Genomic DNA, 21490 nt, shown 5'->3' on the forward strand with positions numbered 1-21490 from the left:
CGGCGTGGACGGCACGGCGGACCAGCACGAACAGGCAGGCGAACGTGCCGCGACCCCGGGAGCGATCCCGATGCTGGGCCTAGTCGCGCTCGCCGCGACGCTGGCGACCAACTGGCTTGCCGCCGCCGCCATGCCCAGTTCGGCGTTCGCGTGGCTGTCGCTGGCGCTGTTCGGCTGGCTGCTGCTGCTGGTCGGACGCATCAGTCCGGCGGGCCTGATCCTGCTGCTGCCCCTCGTCATCACCCGCGGCGCGACCCTGCTGTCGCTGCTCGTCATCGAATCCGGCGCGTATATGCCGGAAATCAACCGGCTGGGAGAACCCGGCGACGCCAGCGCCTCGTTCGTCGCCGTCACCGCGCTATTCTTCCTCGTCTTCGCTTTCGTCTTCCGCCGGCTGGAGCCGCTGTTCCTCGCCTATGCGCGCTCGCCGCTGCTCGACGGGATCGTCCGGCTGCTCGGTTGGCCGACGGTCGCGCTCTGCGTCGGCTTCGGTGCGCTCGCGGTGCTGCACGGGCTGCAATCGGGCTTTCCGCTGCTCGCCGGCGTCGACCGCTTCCTCTACCGGCGCGAATTTAGCAGCGGGCCGGTTTTGATCCTGCTCGACAACAAGTTCCTGTTCGCCGCCGTCCTCGGCACGATCGCTTTCTCGCCGCGTCAGGCAACATTGCTGCGGCTGGCCGCGCTGCTCACCGTTCTCGCGCTGACGGGCGTCTACTTCCTGTTCGGCGACAAGTTCTTCACGATCCTGGCGGAGGTCGCGTTCTTCGCGATGCCGCTGCTATTGTCGCGGCAGGGCCGGCTGAAGGGCACGCTGCTGCGCCTCGCACCCCCTGTCGTGGCGCTGCTCTGCGCGGCGTTCGCGGCGACGCTGTACATCTATTCCGGCTATGGCCGCCTGCCCCTCGATCGCACTGCTTTACTGGTCGGGGAACGGATCGCCGGGCAGGGCGAACTATGGTTCGTCGCCACCCGCGACTTCCGCAACGCGACGCACTGGGACGATCAACTCGTCGCCCGCAACCTCGACGTACTCGACGACCGCGTCCCTGCCGAATCCGCCTTCGCGACCGGCGTCGAGACCTACTACTTCATCGACCGCTACGCCCCGTCGAAACTCGCCGCCAGCTTCCGAAAGAACGGCGGCTGGGTGCAGTTGACGATGGGGACGGAGGCGATGGCGCTGGTGATGTTCGGCTATGCCGGCGTCGCCGTCGTCATGACGCTGCTCGGGGTGCTGATCGCGCTCGCGGCGCTGTATCTGCGCCGCGGCTTCGCCTCCGGCTTTCCGCTGACACTGGCGCTGGCGGTGTGGACCTATCTCCAGGTGTATTTCTCCGCGCAACAGGCGTCGCTGTGGAGCATCGCCGCACCGGGCCAGATCAACCGCCTGCTGCTGTTCGTGACGATCGAACTGGTGCTGCTGGCGATCAACCGCGGCCAGTTGCTCTCGACGCAACGCCGCACGAGAGCCGCCCACTTCGCCGCCACCCGGCGCGCCGCATGATCGCTCGCCGCACCGTTCTCGGCGCCGGTCTCGCGCTCGCCGCGACACCCGCCCTCTCCGCGCCGCGACGCTACCCGCGACAGGTGCTGGCCTTCTACTATCCCTGGTACGGCAACCCCAAGACCAGCGGCCGCTGGTTCCACTGGCAGGGGCCGAACAACGAAGCCCCGCGCCAGAGCCCGACCGTCAATCACCCGACGCTTGGCCTCTACGACAGCCATGATCCCGCCCTGATCGCCCGCCACGTGGCGCAGGCGAAGGCGGCCGGCATCACCGCGCTGATCGTCAGCTGGTGGGGCATCGACTCGTTCGAGGACAAGGCGCTGCCGACCATCCTCGATGCCGCCGCCCGCGCCGGCCTGCGCGTGACCGTGTATCTGGAGTCGCAGCGCGGCGGCGAAGCGGGTGCGGCGCGCGACGTCGAATACGTCCTGCGCACCTATGCCCGCCACCCCGCATGGCTCGACGTGCGGGGTCGGCCGGTACTGTTCCTCTACCTCCAGGCGCTGCGCGACGTACCGGCGCGCGCGTGGCGCAAGGCCGCGGGCCGCGCCTTCCTGATCGGCGACGTCTCGCCGCGGGAACGCGAGGACTTCGCCGCCTGGGCCCCGTCGATGGACGGCATCCACGTCTACGTCCTCGCGCCGTACGTGAAGGGGATGACTCCGGCGCAGATGGCCGCGTGGGCGGACCGCACCTACCCGGCGTGGCGACGGCTGGTCGGCGACCGGTTGTTCTGTGCAACCGTCATCCCCGGCTTCGACGACACGCGCGTCCCCGGCCGGCCACAGCCGCGTCCTACCGTCGAGCGCCACGATGGCGGCACGTATCGTGCGCTGTGGGAGGCGGCGATCCGCCACGATGCCGACTGGGTGCTCGTGACCAGCTTCAACGAATGGCACGAGGGGTCGGAGATCGAGCCCTCGCGCGAACATGGCGACCGCTACCTGCGCCTCACTGCACCCTATGCGCGTCGCTTCCTGAAGGCATGACCATGCGTATCCTCCACGTCAGTTCGGTCTACCCCCCGCACGTTGTCGGCGGCGCGGAAAAGGTGGTGGAGATGCTCGCCGAGGGTCAGGTCGCGCGCGGCCACACCGTCGGCGCGGCCTATTTGACGCGAGAGCCGCAGCCCGCGGGGGAGCGGCACGGCGTCGCCGTCCTGCCGCAGACCAGCCGCAATCTGGTGTGGATGGAGGAGGTATTCGCCAGCCCGCGCCCGATGCGCACCGCCAACAAGCTGGGGCAGATGGTCAACTACCGTGCCGCCGCCGATTTCGGGCGCGCCGTCGCCGCGTTCCGGCCCGACATCGTCCACACGCATTCGATGGTCGAACTGCCGCCGATGATCTGGTCGCAGATCGCACAAAGCGGCGCGCGCGCGGTCCACACGCTGCACGACTACGACCTCGTCTGCTCGCGCGCCTCGCTGTTCCGCAACGGTCACACCTGCGACACGCTCCACGTCTCCTGCAAGATCGCGGCGGCGTGGAAGGCGCGCTTCGCCGCGCGCATCGATGCCGTCGCAGCCGTCTCGCAGCCCGTGCTGGACGAGCATCGCCGCCACGGGCTGTTCCGCGACCTGCCGGACTCCCATGCGCGCGTCGTCTGGAACGCGGTCGACGTCCCGACCGGCCACAATCGCCCGGCCCGTGTGGGCGAGCTGGTGTTCGGCTTCCTCGGCCGGCTGGTCCCCGAAAAGGGGATCGAGACGCTGCTCGCCGCCTGCCGCCTGTTGCCGCCGCGCGGCTGGCGGTTGCGAATCGCCGGCCGCGCGCAGGAGGGCGACGCCGTGTACCGCGCGCAGGCGGAGGGGCTGCCCGTCGAGTTCCTCGGCTTCACCGATCCGCGCGCGTTCCTCGACTCGGTCGACATCCTCGTCGTGCCGTCGATCTGGCGCGAGCCGTTCGGCCTGACCGTGGTCGAGGCTTTCGCGCGCAGCGTCCCCGTCATCGGGTCGCGGCTGGGCGCAATCGGCGATCTGGTCGGCCCGATCGGCGAGCACTGGCTGGTCCCCCCCGCCGACCCGGAAGCGCTGGCGGTTCGCATGCGCCAGGCGATCGAGGAAGGTCGCCGCGCCCTGCCGCCACCGATGGCGTTCGCCCCGGTGCTGAGCGCGGTCACCCCGGCGCGCATGTTCGCTGCCTATGACGACCTCTACGCGCACGTCCTCGACCGGACCCGCGCCGCATGAGCCGCCGCCTGCGCGTGCTGCATCTGTCGAGCCTCTACCCGCCGCACATCGTCGGCGGCGCGGAGCGATCGGTCAGCATGCTGGCAGAGGCGCAGGCCGCCGCCGGTTGGGATGTCGCCGCCGCCTGCCTGACCCCCGGCGACGCGGTCGAGGAGGAGCGGGGCGGCGTCCGCGTGTTCCGCATGCCGCACGGCAACGATTTCTGGCTGGAGGACTGGCTGTCGCACACGCAGCGCCAGCGCGAATGGGCCAAATTCAAGCAGCAGGCGAATTTCGCGATCGAACGTCGGTTCGGCGCGGTGATCGACGCCTTCAAGCCGGACATCGTCAACACGCATTCGATGGTCGACATCTCGACGCGGGTGTGGCGCGCGGCGCAGCGTCGCGGCGTGCCGATCGTCCACACCTTGCGCGACTTCGACCTGCTCTGCGCCGCAAGCTCGATGTTCCGCGACACCGGCCCCTGCACGCACCGCCACCTCAAGTGCCGCGTCCTGACCTTCACCAAGCAATTCGACCAGCGCGCCGTCTCCGCCGTCACCGCGGTCGGCGGCGAGGTGCTGGAACGCCACCTCCGCTACAGGTTCTTCGATCACGTACCGCCGCATCACCGCCGCGTGATCTGGAATACGGCGCAGGTCGCCGGCATCGCCGACGATTACGTCAAGCCGGCGCTCAGCGGGCCGATCACGTTCGGGTATCTCGGCCGGCTCAGCCCCGAAAAGGGCGTCGACACGCTGCTCGCCGCCGCCCGGCTGCTGCCGCCGACCGGCTGGCGGCTGCTGATCGCCGGCGCGGCGCTCGGGCCGATCGAGCCCTATCTGGAACTGGCCGCCGGCCTCCCGGTCGAATTCATCGGCTTCCAGTCGCCCAAGGATCTGTTCGAACGCATCGACGTGCTCGTCACCCCGTCGCTGTGGGCGGAACCGCTCGGCCGGACGGTGCTGGAGGCGTATCAGGCGCAGGTGCCCGTCATCGGCTCGCGCAGCGGCGGCATCGCGGAAATCATCGCCGACGATGCGTGGCTGGTGGCACCCGGCGATGTCGCGGCGCTGGTGGAGCGGATGCGCGCGGTGCTGGACCACGGCCGCCCCGGCCCGCCCGCCGGTCGCGCCCGCGTCGTCGCCCGCACCACGCCCGGCGCGGTCGCCGACGCCTTCGCCGAGGTCTATACGCGCCTGCTTTCTTAGTAAGCCCCGTGCCCGGTCAGCACGCTCCGCGCGGTGCCGGCCAGCACGCTGACGTACAGCGCCGGCGTCATCCGCCGCGCCATCAGGCTGTCCATCGCCACGCGCCGGCGATAGCCGGTGTCGTTGCGCCCGCTGATCTGCCAGATGCCGGTGATCCCCGGCCGGACCGAGCAATAATGGGTGAAACGCCGCCCGTACCGGCGCACCTCGGCGGCGACGATCGGACGCGGCCCCACCAGGCTCATCTCGCCGCGCAGGATGTTGAACAGCTGCGGCAGCTCGTCGAGGCTGGTCTTGCGGATCACGCGGCCGATCGCCGTCACGCGCGGATCGCGGCGCAGCTTGTGATCGCGGTGCCATTCCGCCCGCGCGACCGGATCGCTCGCCAGCAGGCGCGCCAGCCGCGCGTCGGCATCGGCCGCCATCGAGCGAAACTTGTAGCACAGGAACGTCCGCCCGCCCTTCCCGTAGCGGCGGTGCCCGTAAAAGGGCGAACGCCCGTCGCCGGCCGAGATCGCCAGCGCGAGACCCAGCATCAGCGGTGAGAGCGCGATGAGCAGCGCCAGCGCGATCGCCACGTCCATGACCCGGAACAGGTACACGTCCGATCGTAATGCAGTGCGATAGAGCGATGCGGAAGAAGCCATGAATACTCACTCGGTTACGGACGAGCAAGGAACGCGGCGGGGGCAGCGGCGCGCCAATCAAATGTTAACCATCTTATGCCGCATTGCAGCGAAATGCCGGCAAATGCATCAAAAGACGCAAAAAACGGCCGATTGGCGCAGTCGAGTTACATGGATCAACGCATTTCGGTTCGAAATGCATCATTAGACGTTTGGAAGAGACCGATAGCATCGGCGCCGAAGACCGAAATGGAGAGCAGGGTATCACCCGTCTTCGGATCTATTCCGAAGACGATGATACTCGCACGCTCAAGTATGAACATGGCTGCGTGGCATGACGGAGACGTCTCGCCGCCGATAACTGGGGGAGTACTTGTGCTAAGACGCCTCATATCTTTTTCAATTATCATGGCTGCACATGCAGGCCTGATCTGCAGTGTCGCCGCGCCGGCGCGGCAGGCGACACCGACGGCGATCGGTCGCACCACAACGGCGGCGACGCTGCCCACCTATTCCTATGCTTTATCGGGCGGCGATCGGGTCCGCGTCGTCGTGTTCGGCGACCCCGCGCTCGGCGGTGAGTTCACGATCGGCGGTTCCGGCTACATTTCCCTGCCGCTGATCGGCGAGGTCGACGTGCGCGGCCTGACCTCGACGCAGTTGCAGGACCGGATCACCGCCCGTCTCGCCGATGGATATCTCAAGGACCCGCGCGTCGCGGTGGAGGTGCTGTCGACTCGCCCCTTCTACATCCTTGGAGAGGTCAACAAGCCCGGCCAATATCCCTTCGCCAACGGGCTCACCGTGCTCGGCGCGGTGGCGCAGGCGGGCGGCTACACCTACCGCGCCAAGACCCGAAAGGTCATGATCAAGCACGCCGGCAGCGATGCCGAGGTTGCCACCGACGTCACCCCCGCCACGATGGTCGCGCCCGGCGACACGATCCGGATCAAGGAACGCTGGTTTTGATCCGCGCATCCGCCCTGACGGCGATCGCGATCGTCGCTTCGGCCGTGCCCGCCACGGCGCAGCTCTTGCAGGACGAGCCCACCGTGGTCATCCCGCCGGAGCCGCCGCTCACCCCCGCCCGCTCGGTCTTCGCGCGCGACCGGGAGGTGGCGGTCGCCGATCGCATGCTGCCGGCCTTTTCGGCCAAGGGCATGACGGTCGGCGCGTTCGACGTCTTTCCCGGCCTCGCGGTCGGCGGCCTCTACACGTCGAACATCTTCGCCAACAACGCCGACAAGCACGCCGATGCCGGGCTGATGATCCGGCCGGAACTGACGGTTCGGACCAGCTCGGGTCCCTACCGCGTCACCGCCTATGCCCGTGGCGACGTACGCCGCTTCACCGACAAGGTCAGCGAGAACACGGAGGAGGTCCTCGGCGGATTGCAGGGCAACGTCGCCGTCGGTGCGCTCAGCGCGCTCAGCGCCGGCGTCAGCTACGGCTCGCTCATCAACCCGCGGTTCGCGCCCGACTCGCCCGTCGATGCGGCCAAGCCCCTCGAATACAACGCCCTCAACGCCTTCGCCTCGGGCAGTTTCGAAGGCTCGAACACCCGTGTCATCCTGCGCGCCGATGTCGCCGACATCCGCTTCCGCGACACGCCCTCGCGCAGCGGCGGCACGATCTTCACCCGCGACCGCAACCGCACCCGTGTGCAGGGGCTGTTGCGGGTCGAACGCGCGCTCAGCCCGTCCGTCTCGTTGTACGGCGCGGGCACGGTCAACACGATCGACTATCGCTATCCGACCACGATCGGCCAGAGCGTCGTCACCCGCGATTCCCGCGGCTACGGCCTGTATGTCGGCTCCAGTTTCGAGCTTACGTCGATCCTCCGCGGCGACGTGCGCGCCGGTTACATCCGCCAGATCTTCGATCTGGACGGACTGCGCCCGATTGCGGGCTTCGGCACGCTCGGCTCGCTGGTCTATTTTCCGAACCGGCTGTGGACCTTCACTGCCCGCGTCGAGAGCAGCGTCCAGGACAGCGGCGTGCCCGGCACCGGCGGCGTCCTCCACCGCGGCGGGTCGCTGCGCGCGGACAACGAACTGCGCCGCTACATCGTCCTGTCGCTGGAGGGCGGCTATTTCCGTGACACGTATCGCGGCCTGCCACGCCGCGACAAACTGCCCTTCGCCAGTGCCGGCCTGACCTATCTGTCGCGCAACCACTGGAACGCGCGGCTCGGCTATCGCTACCTGTCGCGGGATTGCTCCTGCACCGGCGGCGTCACCGACTTCGACGATCACCGCGTCACGGCGACCCTCACCTTCCAGAACTGAACCCCCTTCGATCGAGGTGCCTCATGGCTACTCTGCCCGCTGCCTATGACGGTGTACGCCCGATGTTGATGCCGATCGCGCGCCCTGCGCCGTCGCCCGGCATCATGGACCTTATCAAGACCTATCGCCGGCACCTGCTGCTGTTCGTACTGGTCGCGGGCGGCATCATGGCCGTGGTGACCGCGCTCACGCTGCTCCAGCCGAAAAGCTACACCGCCACCGCATCGCTGGTGATCGCGCCGCGCCCGGCGGAGATCGGCTCGGATCGCACGACGCCGCTGAACGATCCCGCCGCCGACTCCAGCGTCGATACGCAGGTCGAGTTGCTCAAGAGCCGGACGCTCGCGGGGCTGGTCGTCGACGATCTCGGGCTGGCGCGGGCGGAGCGGTTCGCCGCGCTGACCGACACGCCGACGCTGCGCGACCGCATCCCGCTGCTCGCACCGACGCGGAAGCCGGTCGCAGCATCGGCCCGGCGCGATGCCGCGATCGCGCAGCTGCAACAGCGGCTGGAGGTCCACCGCACCGCGCAAACCTTCGTACTGACGCTGTCGTTCGCGCATCCCGACCGGCATCTCGCGATGGAGGTCGTCAACGGCTTCGCGCGTCAGTTCGTCGCCCAGTCGGTGGCGGTCAAGCGTGAGGGGGCGGATTCATCGCATCGCCTGCTGCGCAGCCAGCTCGACGACGCCCGGCAGGAGGTCGAGGCCGCCGACGGCGCGCTCGGCCGCTACAAGGTCGCCAACAACCTGATGAGCATTCAGGGCGGCACGATCGCCGAGCAGCAACTGTCCTCGCTCGACGAACAGGTGGCGCAGGCGCGCGCCGGGGAGGCGGAGGCCGCCGCGCGGCTCGCCACCGCCCGCCGCCAGCTCGCGCGCGGTTCGTCCGGCGACGATTTGGGGGAGGCGCTGGGCTCGCCCGTCATCCAGCAATTGCGCAGCCAGCGCGCCGTCGTCAGTGCACAGGTCGCCGATCTCGGGGGTCGCTACGGGCCGAAATACCCGCCGCTCGCCGCCGCGCAGCGTCAGGTCGACGACATCGACGCACAGATCCAGGGCGAGATCCGCCGCACCATCTCCAATCTGGAGGCGCAGCGGGAGGTCGCGTCGCGCCGTACCGGTTCGCTCGCGGGCAGTGCCAGCGCGGCGCGGTCGCAGGTCGCGACCAACAACGTCGCCTCGATCGCGCTTGGTGGCCTGCAACTTCGCTCCGAAACCGCCCATCAGCGCTATGCGGCGCTGCTCAACCGCGTGAACGAAATCGGTGCGCAGGCCGCCACGACGCAACCCGACGCGCGCATCGCCAGCCTCGCCGCGCTGCCCGTCGATCCCACCTCGCCCAACGTGCCGATCAACCTGCTCGTCGGTGGCCTGCTGGCGACCGCGATCGGCCTCGGCGTCGTGTTCCTGCGCCAGGGCACGGATCGCGGCATCCGCACGCTGGAGGATGTGGAGGGTCGCCTGCAACTCCCCTATCTCGCCGGCCTGCCGACGCTCGGCTCGGCGGTCCGCGATGTCGGCGGCAGCGACCCGATCAGCGCGCTCGTCGACCACAGCCAGTCCGCCTATGCGGAGGGGTACCGCAACCTCGCGGCGTCGGTGCTGGAGGCGGCCGGGTCCGGCAAGGTCCGCACGATCGCCCTCACTTCGGCCCTCCCCAACGAAGGCAAGACCACGGCCTCGATCGGCCTCGCCCGGATCGTCGCGATGAGCGGGCCGAAGGTGGTGCTGGTCGATGCCGACATGCGCCGCCCCAGCATCGCCAGCGCGCTCGGCCTGCGGCCCGATGTCGGCTTGCAACAGGTGCTCGATGGAGAAGCGACGCTGGACGAGGCGCTGGTCCGCGACAGCGATTCGCCCCTGTACATCCTGCCGATGCTGCGTGCCGGCATCGGCGGTACGCAGGCGCTGAACAACGGCAGTTTCGACCGCCTGATCGAGGATCTGAAGGTCCGCTTCGACGTCGTCATCTTCGACGCGTCGCCCGTCCTCCCCGTCGTCGACGGGCGTCTGGTGGCGAAGAAGGTCGACTCCACCGTCCTGCTCGTCCGCTGGCGCAAGACGCCCGACGCGGCGGTCGAGATGGCGGTGCACCTGCTCCAGACGCTGGGCGTGAAGATGACCGGCGTCGCGCTCAGCCGCGTCGACCTGCATGCACTGGCCCGGTCCGGCTATGGCGACCCGGCCCAATTCATGGGGTCCTACGCCGGCTATTACGCGAACTGACGATGCGCGCGATGGCCCATATCAACCCCGGCAGCGGCAACAGCGGCGATCCTCGTGCCGATGCGCGCAGCGATCCCCGTGCCGATGCGCGCAGCGATCCCCGTGGCGGCGTCCGCGTGCTGAGCACCGAACTGCTCCTTCACCGGCTGCGGGCGCTGACCGCGCTGGCCCCGCACGAGGTGGAGCTGGTTCTGTCGCTCAGCGAGCCGCCCAAGCTGCACGCCCCCGGCACCAGCGTCTGCCCGCAGGAGGATGGTAGCCCGCATCGCCGGCTGATCGTCACCGGCTGGGCGACGCGCCCGCGCATCCTGCCCGACGGGCGCCGGCAGATGCTCGACCTCGTCCTGCCCGGCGACCTGATGGGCGATCGCGGCGAACGCCGGCCGCTGGCGATGAACCCGGTCGTGGCGCTGACGCAGGTTCGCACGATCGGCGTCGGCCGCCTCGTCGGCGCGGTCCGCGACCAGCCGAGCGACTATCCCGGTATCGTCCGCGCACTCGCGGCGATCGACCGCGCGGAGGAGGCCCGGCTGCTCGACCATATCGTCCGCCTCGGCTGCCAGAGCGCGCGGCAACGGATGGCGCATCTGCTGCTCGAACTGCACCAGCGACTTGCCGTCATCGGCTTCGTCCACAACGCCTCCTTCCCGATGCCGCTGACGCAGGACACGCTGGGCGAATTGCTGGGGCTCAGCCTCGTTCACATCAACCGCATCGTCTCGCAATTGCGGCGCGAAAAGATGGTGTCGATCCGGGCTGGCGTCGCGACGATCCACGACTTCGGCCGGCTCGCCTTGCTCGCCGATCGTACCGATCCGACCCATGCCGCGCAGACGGGGGCTGCCGCCTGATTCCGCCGCCGGACCTCGCCCGCTGACGCTGCCCTTAGACTACGGCGATACCGTTCGCCCCGCGCGGCAGGAACCCGCCGACGCCGCTGGTGGACAGGTACAGCCCCTTCAGGACCTGGGCCGTGTCCCGCGTGAACGGGATCGGTCGCCCGTCCGCATCGAACAGGTTGGAACTGACGCCGACGGCACCGGCGAGTGTCTGGTCGCCCATATCGGTCCCGTCCAGCTTGGCGAGCAGCGTCGTCGTGCCGACCACCGCCCGATCGATTGACGCATCGCTCGCGGCGCGATCGTCCAGCAGGGTGCGGATCAGCCCGCCGTGATAGATGGAATCGGCCAGATGCTCGGCGACGATCGCCGCGCTCTCCTCATCACCCTTCACCGTCAGCGTGCGGTACGCCGCCGCCACCGCATTCTCCACCAGCAGCGCCCCCAGCAGGAAATTGCCGTCGCTGGCATACGGATCGAACGCAGCTCCCGCCGCAACGATGCCCGCGCCCTGCGCGGCCACGGCGAACGCGCCGCCTCCCGTACCGGACAGGTCCATCGCCGGCTGCGCCGCGGCGGCGGTGCCGATCTGCCGACGCAGGGCGACGACGTGCGCCTGCTTGTCCACCGCCAGTTCGGCGGCATAGCCCGCGATCATCGGGTCCTGAAAGCTCGCCGCGCGCGCGCCCGACACCGCACCGGCCATGCCGATCCCGCCGGTCAGGTCGCCCGGCAACCCCGCGCCCGACGCGGCATGGCCATAGAATTGCGCCCCCAGATAGGCGAGGTTCAGCGCCAGGTTCAGCACATGCGATCCGGTGACCACTATCGGTGCAGAGGTCGCCGCTGGGCTAGGCGCGGCGATGTCGTCGCCCCCCTCCTCGCCACCGCCGCACCCGGCGAGCAGCGCACCGGCGGAGAAGACGCCGGCGAGATGGAGGAAACGGCGGCGGTCATGTGGCGTGTCGGTCAGGTTCATGCCCCCTCTTGGCCGCCCGGACCTTTGCCGTCGGGTTAACGGCGATCCTTGGACGGCACTGAACTTATCATTTGATAAACAAGGACTTGAATACGGGCTAATGGTTGCGGAACGTTAAGGAAAATCCCGTTCTAGGCGGCGGCCATGACCACCCCGATGAACTCCGCCGACATGACCGCCACGCTTCAGGCCGCGCTCGACGCCGCCGCCTCCGGCCGCAAGGCCTACACCGTGCCACCCGGCGGCCACCGCCTGCTCGCGACCGGGCTGGGCTATTCCAGCAACGCCAAGATCATCGTCGCCGGCGACCTCTACAACGATCACGGCCCAGCGGTCGGCACCCACTATTGTCTGACCAACCGTACGGGCGGCCGGCTGTCGAACGTCACGATCGTCGGCGGCGGCGGCGCGTTCGTCGGCGCGCCCTCCGATCCTCAGGGCGCGACCCGCAAGGGGCTTGGGATCGTCAAGACCGATGGCTTCACCGTCCTGAACGTCGAGACCGCGGGGCCGCTGACCGGCTTCGGCATGGAGGTGAAGAATTCGACCGGCGGCCACCTCAATGGGTTGAAGCTGTTCTCCGGCGTTAACCGCCCGGGCGCGGACGGCCTGCATTTCTTCGGCGCGTGCAACCGCATCACCGGCTCCGGCATCACCGTGCAGAGCGGCGACGACGCGCTGTCCTTCACGTCGGAAAACCACGAATCGATCGACGCGCTGATGGAACGCATCACGCTGTCGACGATGACGCTGAACAGCGCCGCCTTTTCCTGCATCAAGTTCTTCACCAGCACCACGACCGGCCGTGCGACGATCCGCAACATTACCCTGACCGGCATCAGGGGCCGCATCACGGAGGGGCCGACCGGGTGCCCGCTGATGATCCAGAACAACGGCGTCGCGCAGGGCTGCGTCATCGAAAACATCACGATCGTCAACGCCGACCTCGATTACGGCGCGGCCACGCAGGAAGGGCCGACCGCCTACATCACCGATGCGAAGAATGTGACGTTGCGCAACGTCAAGCTGCGCGGTCGCCGCAACGGCCAGTTCATCCGCGCCGTCCGCTGCTCGGGCCTCCGCGTCACCGGCGAGGTTTTCGACACCATTCCGGGCAACCCGATGAACGGGCTCGTCCAGCTCGAATATTGCACCGACTACGACATCGACCTGATCGTCCGCTCCGCCACCGGCGCGCGCATCGGCTCGCTGAAGATCAGGAACACCGGCACCGACACCGTCATCCGCTATTTGGGCATGAACGGCGGTTGACGGGCTGTGCCGGCACGCGCAACTTGCCGATCGGCATATTGTTCGCCGCCCCGCCGCCACCGGCATCGGCTAGCGTCGCGGTATGTCTTCCGACTCCAACAGCACGGTCATCGCTCGCGTCGCGGCGGGTGAACTGTGCGGCCGCTCGATCAACGGTGTCCGACGCTTCCTCGGTATCCCCTATGCCGCATCGCCGACCGGCGAACATCGCTTCGCCGCGCCGCAGCCGGTCGCGGCCTGGGCGGGCATCCGCGATACGCTGAAACCGGGACCGAACGCCCCGCAACGGACCAGGGCCGTCCCCGGTCTCGACGTGGCGGCGTTGATCGGCGACGGCTGGGCACCCGGCGACGATTATCTGACGCTCAACGTCTGGCGGCCGGACGACGACCACACCGGATTGCCCGTGATGGTCTTCATCCACGGCGGCGGCTTCGTGGTCGGCAGCAAGGACGCGCCGGTGCAGGACGGCGCGACCTTCGCGCGCGACGGGGTCGTGTGCATCGCGATCAACTACCGCATGGGTGTCGACGGGTTCCTGCCGATCCCGGGCGTGCCCACGAATCTCGGCCTGCGCGACATGATCGCAGCCTTGCACTGGGTCCGGCAGGAGGCCGCGGCGTTCGGCGGCGATCCCGACAACGTCACCGTGTTCGGCGAGTCCGCCGGCGCGATGGCCATCGCCGACCTCGTCACCTCGCCACTGGCCAAGGGCCTGTTCCGCCGTGCCATCATCCAGAGCGGGCACGGCGGCATGACGCGCGACATAGGCGTCGCCCGGCGCCTCGTCGCCAGGATGGCCAAGCTGCTCGGCGTCGCCGCGACCCGCGACGGCTTCGCCTCCGCCCCGATCGAGGCTGTGCTCGACGCAATCGAAACGGTGTCGCTACCCACCACGCGCATCGACCTGCGCGGATCGGACGGGCGGGAGCCGGTGTTCGGCATCAGCCGCTTCGTGCCCGTCCACGGCGACGACGTGCTGCCGGTCGAGCCGCTCGACGCTTTGAAGACCGGCGCGGGGGCGGAGATCGACGTGCTGATCGGATCGAACGCGGAGGAGATGAACCTGTACCTTGTCTCCAGCGGAGTACGCGACAAGATCGGCCGCCTCATCGCGTGGCTGGCGCTCCGCCGGTCGCAGCCGCGCGCGTGGAGCGTCCTCAACGCGTACGGCGCGGGTCGCCAGTCCGGCGGACGCGCGCTGACCGATGCGATGACCGACCTCGTTTTCCGCTGGCCCGCGCGTCGCTTCGCGGAGGAGCATCGCGGCCGCACGCATGTCTACGAGTTCGAATGGCGCTCGACCGCGTTCGGCGGCGAACTCGGCGCGGCGCACGCGGTGGAGATCCCGTTCGTGTTCGATACGCTGGCTACCGCGACCGGGCCGGAGGGTCTGCTCGGTCAGACCGCGCCGCAGGAACTGGCGGATCGCATGCACCGCCTGTGGATCGACTTCGCACGCGACGGCTCGCTGCCGTGGGCCGAGTTCGACCGCGACACGCGGCAGGTCTACCGCATCGAGGCGGGCAGCGCCGCGCACGAACCGGCGATGCCCGCCGCCGCCTACCTGCCCTGAAGGATCGACCCGATGTACGCTGAACGCCTGCGGCTGGACGGCCGCACCGCCTTCGTCACCGGCGGCGCGCAGGGGATCGGCTGGTCCTGCGCCGACGCGCTGGCGGAGTTCGGCGCGGCCGTGACGATCGCCGACCGCGACCCCGCCCTGCTGGAACGCGGCCTCGAGGGCCTGCGCGCGAAGGGCCACCGCGTCGACGGCTGCGTCCTCGACGTGACCGACTCCACCGCGGTCGAGGCGGCGGCGGAGCGCGGCGGCGGCACCGACATCCTCGTCAACAACGCCGGCATCGCGCGCAGCGACACCGCGGCGGAGGATGTCGCGGACGAGCATTGGCTGAACGTCCTCGACGTGAACCTCAACGGCACCTTCTGGTGCGCGCGCGCCTTCGGCCGGCGGATGCTGGCGAAGGGATCGGGGTCGATCGTCAACATCGGCTCGATGTCGGGCGTCATCGTCAACCGCCCGCAACCGCAAAGCTATTACAATACCTCGAAAGCCGCTGTGCATCAGTTGACCAAAAGCCTCGCCGCCGAATGGGCGGGCCGCGGCGTGCGCGTCAACGCCGTCGCCCCAACCTATATCTCGACCCCGCTCAACGCCTTCGCCGACCGGACGAGCGAGATGTACCGCCGCTGGATCGACGCCACACCGCAGGGCCGCCTTGGGGAACCGGAAGAGGTGGCGTCCGTCGTCCATTTCCTCGCCTCCGATGCCGCCAGCCTGATGACGGGCAGCATCGTCCTGGTCGACGGCGGCTATTCCTGCTGGTGAGGCAAGCCGGAGAGCCGATCGGCACAGCCGCCGGCCTTTCCGATAGGTAGCGACAAGCGCATACCTTTCTGACAGGTGGACGACAACGATCCGCCGCTCACGGAGAGGTTCTGCATGCGTCGTCGTTCGCTGTTCGCGCTATCCACCGCCCTCGCTCTCGTCATGCCCGCCCTGGCGCAGGCACAGACGGCCGAGCCACAGGACGCCCAGACCACCGATCGGGGCACGCCCGCCGATCCGCAGGTCGACCTCGAAGCCGGTACCGATCCGGCCGCCTCCGACATCGTCGTCACCGCCCGCCGTCGCGAGGAGCGGTTGCAGGACGTGCCGATCGCCGTCACCGCCATCTCCGGCGACGCCATCAAGCAGCAGCAATTGGTCGTGGTGCGCGACGTCGCCGCCTACACGCCCGGCCTGAACATCAATTCCGACTCGGTCGGCCGCGCATTCGTGTCGATCCGCGGCGTCGGCACGACGCTAATCGATACCGTCCAGCCCGGCGTCGGCATCTTCATCGACGGCATCTACCAGCCCAACACGACGTACCTGAACTCGCCGCTGGTCGATGTCGCCCGCGTCGAGGTGCTGCGCGGTCCGCAGGGCACGCTGTTCGGCAACAACACGCTGGGCGGCGCGATCAACGTCGTCACGCGCCAGCCGACCAACGACTGGCAGGGCCGCATCGATGGCGCGCTGGCGACCGGCGACAATTATGCGTCCGTCTCCGGCAGCATCTCCGGCCCGATCGTCGACGATGTCCTGCAATTCCGCATCGGCGCCGCATACCACCGCGAGGACGGGTTCCAGCGCAACCTGCTGGCCGGCGGCGACCAGAACCCGCTGGAAACGCAGAGCATCAACGGCACGCTGCGCTTCGTTCCCGCCAGCTGGGCGCGCTTCACGCTCAACGGCGGCTACGACCGCGTCTTCGGCGGCTCGACGCCGTATTTCCACGTGAATGGCCCGCGCGACTACACGCTGGACAACAGCACCAACCAGCGCAGCCTCGCGACGATCGACTATTACGCCGCCAACCTGAAGGGCGAGTTCGACGTCGACAGCATCGCCACGACCATCACCGCGATCGCCGCCTACAACCAGAGCGACACGGTCAGCGCGGGCGACGGCGACTATAGCGCGCTCGATTTCTTCCGCGTCACCTCCGACCGCACGCTGAAGACGCGCACCGGCGAGCTTCGTTTCGACACCAAATGGAGCGACCGCTTCTCGACACTGATCGGTGCATTCTACGGCCGCTCGACCACCGATGCGGTCTCGACCACGACCGTGGTGCCCGCAAACCTGACCGTGCCGGCGACCGCCACCGCGAAGAACGAGAACATTGCCGGCTTCGCCACCGGCTTCCTCAACTTCGGCGACGGCCTCGATCTCGCGGTCGGCATCCGCTACGACCACCAGACGCTCAGCGCCTCCACCGCCGGCCTGCCCGCCGCCTACAAGGCGAACGAGTGGCAGCCGCGCGCGACGTTGACCAAGCGCTGGACGCCCGACTTCATGACCTACGCCTCGGTCGCGCGCGGCGTGCGCGGCGGTGGCCAGAACGGTCCCGGCGCACCGAACCTGACCTACCGGGGCGACAGCGTCTGGACCTACGAAGTCGGGTCGAAGGCCAGCGCCCTCGACGGCCGCCTGACCGCCAACGTCGCCGCCTTCTACAACGACTACAAGAACTTCATCGGCGCGAACGCCCTCGCCCCGTCGACCATCCTCAACCCCGCCACCGGCCAGCCGGTCGGCTTCGTCGCGATCAACCTCAATTCCGGCGATGTCGAAAGCTACGGCGCGGAGGCGGAACTGTCGTTCAGCATCAGCAAGCTGTGGCGCGTCTACGCCAATGCCACGTTGCTCCACTCGCGCGTCACCGACGCCCGCCAGTTCCAGGCGGTGACCGGCTATGCCTATCCGGGCGACCGCATCCTGTTCGTGCCCGACGCCAACTACTCGGTCGGCACCAACCTGCGCCTGCCCTTCCACGGCGATCAGGCGATCGTGCTGGACACCAACGTCGTCGCCAAGGGCGCTCGCACCGGCGGTTCGCTCGATGCCGCATCGGTGCCGATCCTGTCGCCCTATTACCTCGTCAACGCGTCGCTCGGCTGGCAGGCCGGGCCGCTGGAGGTCGCCGCCTTCGCCACCAACCTGCTCAACGAGAAATATGTCGAGACGTATCTCGACGCCTCGTTGCTGCGCCGTGCCGGCCTGCCCGCGCCGCTCGTCTCCAACCTCGCGATCCAGTCGCCACGCCGGCGCATCGGTATCCGCGGCACGATCCGGTTCTGACATGATCCACGCACCTCTCCCCCAGTCCGGCAACCCCGTCCGCCCGCCGCTAGACGAGGCATTCGTCGCCTCCCTCCGCCAGCGCTTCGGCGACGCGCTGGCACTGGGTGAGGGCGTCCGCCGCCAGCACGGCACCAGCGAGGCGCATTTCGCGGAGGCGCTTCCCGACGCGGTGGTCTTCGCCGCCTCGACGGAGGAGGTCGCCGACTGCGTCCGGCTGTGCACGGCGGCGGGGGTGGCGATCGTCCCGTTCGGCGCGGGCACCTCGATCGAGGGCAACGCGCTGCCGGTGAACGGCGGGGTCAGCATCAACCTGTCGCGGATGGACGCGATCCTCGCGATCCATGCCGAGGATTTCGACTGCACCGTACAGGCGGGCGTGCGACGCGAGGAACTCAACGCGCATCTCCGCGACACCGGCCTGTTCTTTCCGATCGATCCGGGCGCGAATGCGACGATCGGCGGCATGGCCTCGACGCGGGCCAGCGGCACCAACGCCGTCCGCTACGGCACGATGCGCGACGCGGTGTTGTCGCTCACCGTCGTTACTGCAGACGGGACAGTCATCCGCACCGGCACCCGCGCGCGCAAGTCCGCCGCCGGCTACGACCTGACCCGCCTGTTCGTCGGCGCGGAGGGCACGCTGGGCATCATCACCGAGGTATCGCTGCGCCTGCACCCGATCCCGGAACAGATATCCTCCGCCGTCTGCGGGTTCGCGACCTTGCAGGGCGCGGTCGATACCGTCGTGCAGTCGATCCAGTGCGGCGTGCCGCTCGCCCGCGTCGAGATTCTCGACGACCGCCAGATGGCGGCGGTCAATCGCTGGTCGAAGCTCGACTATCCGGAGATCACGACGCTGTTCTTCGAATTTCACGGGTCGCCCAACGGCGTCGCGGAGCAGGTGGAGATCGTCGCCGCCCTCGCCGATGCGAATGGCGGCGGCCAGTTCGCATGGTCGAACCAGCCGGAGGAACGCGCGAAGCTGTGGAAGGCGCGGCACGAGGCCTATTACGCCGCCGTCAACGTCCGCCCCGGTGCCGTCGGCTGGACGACGGACGTCTGCGTGCCGATCAGCCGCCTGCCCGAATGTATCCTCCAGACCCGGGCCGACATCGATGCCGGCAGCGTCCCGGCCTCGATCCTCGGCCATGTCGGCGACGGCAATTTCCATGTCATCTTCTCGATCGACCCCGCCGCCCCGCTCGAGTTCGCGGAGGTGGAGGCGATCAACCGCCGTCTCGTCGACCGCGCGATTGCGATGGACGGCACCTGCACCGGCGAACACGGCATCGGCATCGGCAAGCAGGACTGGCTGGTCGCCGAACTGGGCGACGCGGTCGATACGATGCGGACGATCAAGCGCGCGCTCGACCCGCTGAACCTGATGAACCCCGGCAAGATCTTCACCCTGTGACCCGACCGATGACCAGCCGGCATCTCGTCGATCCGGAACTCCATCCCCTGCTGGCGGCGTGGCCCACGGTGCGGCTGACGGACGCGACGCTGGCCGAACTCCGCGCCCGCGACCTGCCCCTGCCGCCGGCCCCCGACAGCGGCGTCGACGTGACGGAGCGGCGCATCGCCGGCCCGGACGGCGCGCCCGACATCGGCCTGCGCATCTATCGCCCGCGCGACGCGACCGGCTCGACCGGCTGCATCTATCACATTCACGGCGGCGGCTATGTCGGCGGATCGGCACGCGAGCTGGAGTTCGTCCACCGCCCGCTCGCCGGCACGCTCGGCTGCGTCATCGTGTCGGTCGACTATCGCCTCGCGCCCGAGACGGTGTTCCCCGGCGCGATCGAGGATTGCTATGCCGGCCTGCGCTGGACCGTCGCGCATGCGGACGAACTGGGCATCGACCCGGCACGCCTCGGCGTGATGGGCGAAAGCGCGGGCGGCGGCCTCGCCGCGGCCCTCGCGCTGATGGCGCGCGACCGGGACGAGATCGGACTGGCGTTCCAGCATCTGACCTATCCGATGATCGACGACCGCACCTGCATCCGGCCGCCGCATCCCTTCGCGGGCGAGTTCATCTGGACGCCGCACAACAACCGCTTCGGCTGGTCGGCGCTGCTCGGCCACGAACCCGGCATGGAAGCCGTGTCGCCCTATGCCGCCGCGGCGCGCGCCGACGACCTGTCCGGTCTGCCGCCGGCCTTCATCATGACCGGCGCACTCGACCTCTTCGTTGACGAGGATATCGAATATGCCCGCCGCCTGATCGCCGCGGGCGTACCGACCGAACTTCACGTCCACTCCGGTGGCTTCCACGGCTTCGACGCGTTGCCCGGCCCCGCCGTGGCGAACCGCGCACAGGCCGCCCGTATCGACGCGCTGGCCCGCGCCCTGTCAGGAGCAATCGCATAATGGCGACGATCGCACTCGCACCGAAATCCGGCTTCCGCAGCGCGCTGCCCTCGCTTCTCGCCCTGACGCTGGCGATGACGATCGGCTTTGCGATGATGGGATCGTTCGGCACCGTGCAGGAAAGCGTGAAGGCCGAACTGGGCCTTAGCGACGCATCGCTGGGCGCTATTCAGGGGGTCAGTGCGGGATTGGCATTGGTGGTATTCTCCATCCCGGTCGGGCTGCTGGTCGACCGGTTCAACCGGGTACGGCTGATGATCGCGCTGGCGCTGGTCTGGACGCTCGGCACCGTCCTCACGGCGGTGTCGCAGGGTGCGGTCATGCTGTTCATCGCGCGCGTCCTGACCGCCACCGGTGTGACCGGCGCGCTGACCGCCGCGCTGTCGCTGACCGCCGACCTCTGCCTGCCGGCGCAACGCGGGCGCGGGATGCTGGTCGTCAACATCGGCAAGATGATGGGCCTTGCCGGCGCATTCGCGGTCGGCGGCTGGCTGTTCGGCGCGTTTACCAGCGGCACGCTGACGTCGATCGCCGGCCTGGCACCGTGGCGCGCGACGCATGCAGTGCTGGCCGTCATCAGCCTGACGCTGATCCTGCCGCTGTTGCTCCTGCGCGAACCCGCCCGGCGTGAAGTCGCTGCGGCCACGCACGCGCCGTTCAAGGTTCTGGCGGCCGAACTCTGGTCGCGCCGCCGGTTCCTGTTGCCCCTGTTCGTAGGGCAGGTCGCGGTGGTCATGGCCGACAATGCCGCGCTTGTCTGGGCCGCACCCGTGTTGTCGCGCCGCTTCGGGTTGCAACCGGGCGATTTCGCCGGCTGGATGGGCGCGCTGGTGCTGGTCAGCGGTCTGGGCGGCACGCTGCTGGGCGGATTCACTGCTGATTTGGGGCAAAAGAGCGGACGGCGTGGCGGCCTGCTGATCGGGGCACTGGTCGCGGCGATCATCGGCGTGCCGGCGGCCCTGTTCCCGATCGCGCCCTCGGTCACGGGGTTCGCACTCGCCTTCGGCACGTTGTCGCTGTGCGGCGCGGTGACGGGGCTCGCGACATCCGTCGCGCTCACCGTCCTCATCCCGAACGAGTTGCGGGGCCTGTGCATCGGGGCGTTCATCGCCTTTGCCGGCCTGATCGGCTTCGGCATCGCACCGTCGCTGGTGACCGGCGTCAGCGCGTTGCTGGGTGGGGAGGGCCATCTCGCCCCCGCCCTGGCGATCGTCGGCGGGGTCACGGGCGTGCTCTCGGTCGGCGCATTCTTCCTTGCGATCCGCCGCGCACCGCTATCTGCAACAGCAGACCTGTCAGATAGCTATTGACGACCTTTCATAAAGGTGCATGATGGTCCGATAAGG

General features: G+C 68.9%; 17 protein-coding genes. 15 read left to right on the forward strand and 2 right to left on the reverse strand.

The window, feature by feature from the left end:
• The first annotated feature begins 4 nt into the window (after positions 1-4).
• From ILT43_RS19790 to ILT43_RS13935, 4 genes are read left to right on the forward strand one after another with little or no spacing between them, the layout of a single operon-like run.
• Positions 5-1504: a DUF6418 domain-containing protein gene (locus tag ILT43_RS19790; protein WP_204199583.1), complete on the forward strand. Its 1500-nt coding sequence runs from the start codon at positions 5-7 to the stop codon at positions 1502-1504.
• On the forward strand, positions 1501-2496 hold the full coding sequence (locus tag ILT43_RS13925) for an endo-1,3-alpha-glucanase family glycosylhydrolase (protein ID WP_204199584.1): 996 nt from the start codon (positions 1501-1503) through the stop codon (positions 2494-2496). The genes ILT43_RS19790 and ILT43_RS13925 overlap by 4 nt, the downstream gene beginning before the upstream one ends.
• Positions 2493-3698 (forward strand): glycosyltransferase family 4 protein, encoded by a 1206-nt coding sequence (locus ILT43_RS13930; RefSeq protein ID WP_204199585.1) that lies wholly within the window; start codon positions 2493-2495, stop codon positions 3696-3698. The genes ILT43_RS13925 and ILT43_RS13930 overlap by 4 nt, the downstream gene beginning before the upstream one ends.
• Positions 3695-4888 (forward strand): glycosyltransferase family 4 protein, encoded by a 1194-nt coding sequence (locus ILT43_RS13935; RefSeq protein WP_204199586.1) that lies wholly within the window; start codon positions 3695-3697, stop codon positions 4886-4888. The genes ILT43_RS13930 and ILT43_RS13935 overlap by 4 nt, the downstream gene beginning before the upstream one ends.
• On the opposite strand, the gene ILT43_RS13940 is transcribed toward ILT43_RS13935, so the two are convergent.
• Positions 4885-5535: a sugar transferase gene (locus tag ILT43_RS13940; RefSeq protein ID WP_204199587.1), complete on the reverse strand. Its 651-nt coding sequence runs from the start codon at positions 5533-5535 to the stop codon at positions 4885-4887. The genes ILT43_RS13935 and ILT43_RS13940 overlap by 4 nt on opposite strands.
• Positions 5536-5922: 387 nt before the next feature.
• Here ILT43_RS13940 and ILT43_RS13945 point away from each other — a divergent pair, with 387 nt between their 5' ends.
• The 4 genes from ILT43_RS13945 to ILT43_RS13960 are packed head-to-tail and all read left to right on the forward strand — an operon-like array spanning position 5923 to position 10881.
• Positions 5923-6483, forward strand: a complete 561-nt coding sequence (locus tag ILT43_RS13945) for a polysaccharide biosynthesis/export family protein (RefSeq protein ID WP_204199588.1) — start codon at positions 5923-5925, stop codon at positions 6481-6483.
• Positions 6480-7802: an outer membrane beta-barrel protein gene (locus tag ILT43_RS13950; protein WP_204199589.1), complete on the forward strand. Its 1323-nt coding sequence runs from the start codon at positions 6480-6482 to the stop codon at positions 7800-7802. Before ILT43_RS13945 ends, ILT43_RS13950 begins: the two co-directional genes overlap by 4 nt.
• A gap of 23 nt (positions 7803-7825) precedes the next feature.
• Positions 7826-10030: a GumC family protein gene (locus tag ILT43_RS13955; protein ID WP_204199590.1), complete on the forward strand. Its 2205-nt coding sequence runs from the start codon at positions 7826-7828 to the stop codon at positions 10028-10030.
• Between the two features lie 11 nt (positions 10031-10041).
• Positions 10042-10881 carry a Crp/Fnr family transcriptional regulator gene (locus ILT43_RS13960; RefSeq protein ID WP_204199591.1) on the forward strand — a complete coding sequence of 280 codons (840 nt, stop codon included), beginning with the start codon at positions 10042-10044 and terminating at the stop codon, positions 10879-10881.
• Between the two features lie 34 nt (positions 10882-10915).
• Here ILT43_RS13960 and ILT43_RS13965 read toward each other — a convergent pair whose 3' ends face one another.
• A complete protein-coding gene (locus ILT43_RS13965; protein ID WP_204199592.1) occupies positions 10916-11848 on the reverse strand; it encodes a ferritin-like domain-containing protein in 933 nt (310 codons plus the stop codon).
• A gap of 144 nt (positions 11849-11992) precedes the next feature.
• Here ILT43_RS13965 and ILT43_RS13970 point away from each other — a divergent pair, with 144 nt between their 5' ends.
• The 7 genes from ILT43_RS13970 to ILT43_RS14000 all read left to right on the forward strand — a co-directional run bounded on the left by ILT43_RS13970 (position 11993) and on the right by ILT43_RS14000 (position 21454).
• Positions 11993-13120, forward strand: coding sequence for a hypothetical protein (locus ILT43_RS13970; RefSeq protein ID WP_204199593.1), 1128 nt, complete (start codon positions 11993-11995; stop codon positions 13118-13120).
• An 82-nt stretch (positions 13121-13202) separates the two neighbouring features.
• Positions 13203-14696 (forward strand): carboxylesterase/lipase family protein, encoded by a 1494-nt coding sequence (locus tag ILT43_RS13975; protein WP_204199594.1) that lies wholly within the window; start codon positions 13203-13205, stop codon positions 14694-14696.
• Between the two features lie 12 nt (positions 14697-14708).
• The gene (locus ILT43_RS13980) at positions 14709-15470 is read left to right on the forward strand and encodes an SDR family NAD(P)-dependent oxidoreductase (protein WP_204199595.1); all 762 of its coding nucleotides are present in this window, start codon (positions 14709-14711) and stop codon (positions 15468-15470) included.
• A 114-nt stretch (positions 15471-15584) separates the two neighbouring features.
• The gene (locus ILT43_RS13985; protein ID WP_204199596.1) at positions 15585-17771 is read left to right on the forward strand and encodes a TonB-dependent receptor; all 2187 of its coding nucleotides are present in this window, start codon (positions 15585-15587) and stop codon (positions 17769-17771) included.
• Between the two features lies 1 nt (position 17772).
• Entirely contained in the window at positions 17773-19188 is a 1416-nt protein-coding gene (locus ILT43_RS13990; protein WP_204199597.1) for an FAD-binding oxidoreductase, read from the forward strand.
• Positions 19189-19196: 8 nt separating this feature from the next.
• Positions 19197-20144 carry an alpha/beta hydrolase gene (locus ILT43_RS13995; RefSeq protein ID WP_204199598.1) on the forward strand — a complete coding sequence of 316 codons (948 nt, stop codon included), beginning with the start codon at positions 19197-19199 and terminating at the stop codon, positions 20142-20144.
• Positions 20144-21454 (forward strand): MFS transporter, encoded by a 1311-nt coding sequence (locus ILT43_RS14000; protein WP_204199599.1) that lies wholly within the window; start codon positions 20144-20146, stop codon positions 21452-21454. The genes ILT43_RS13995 and ILT43_RS14000 overlap by 1 nt, the downstream gene beginning before the upstream one ends.
• Positions 21455-21490: the final 36 nt, after the last annotated feature.

Source organism: Sphingomonas longa (genome assembly GCF_016892685.1).
Lineage (GTDB): Bacteria > Pseudomonadota > Alphaproteobacteria > Sphingomonadales > Sphingomonadaceae > Sphingomonas > Sphingomonas longa.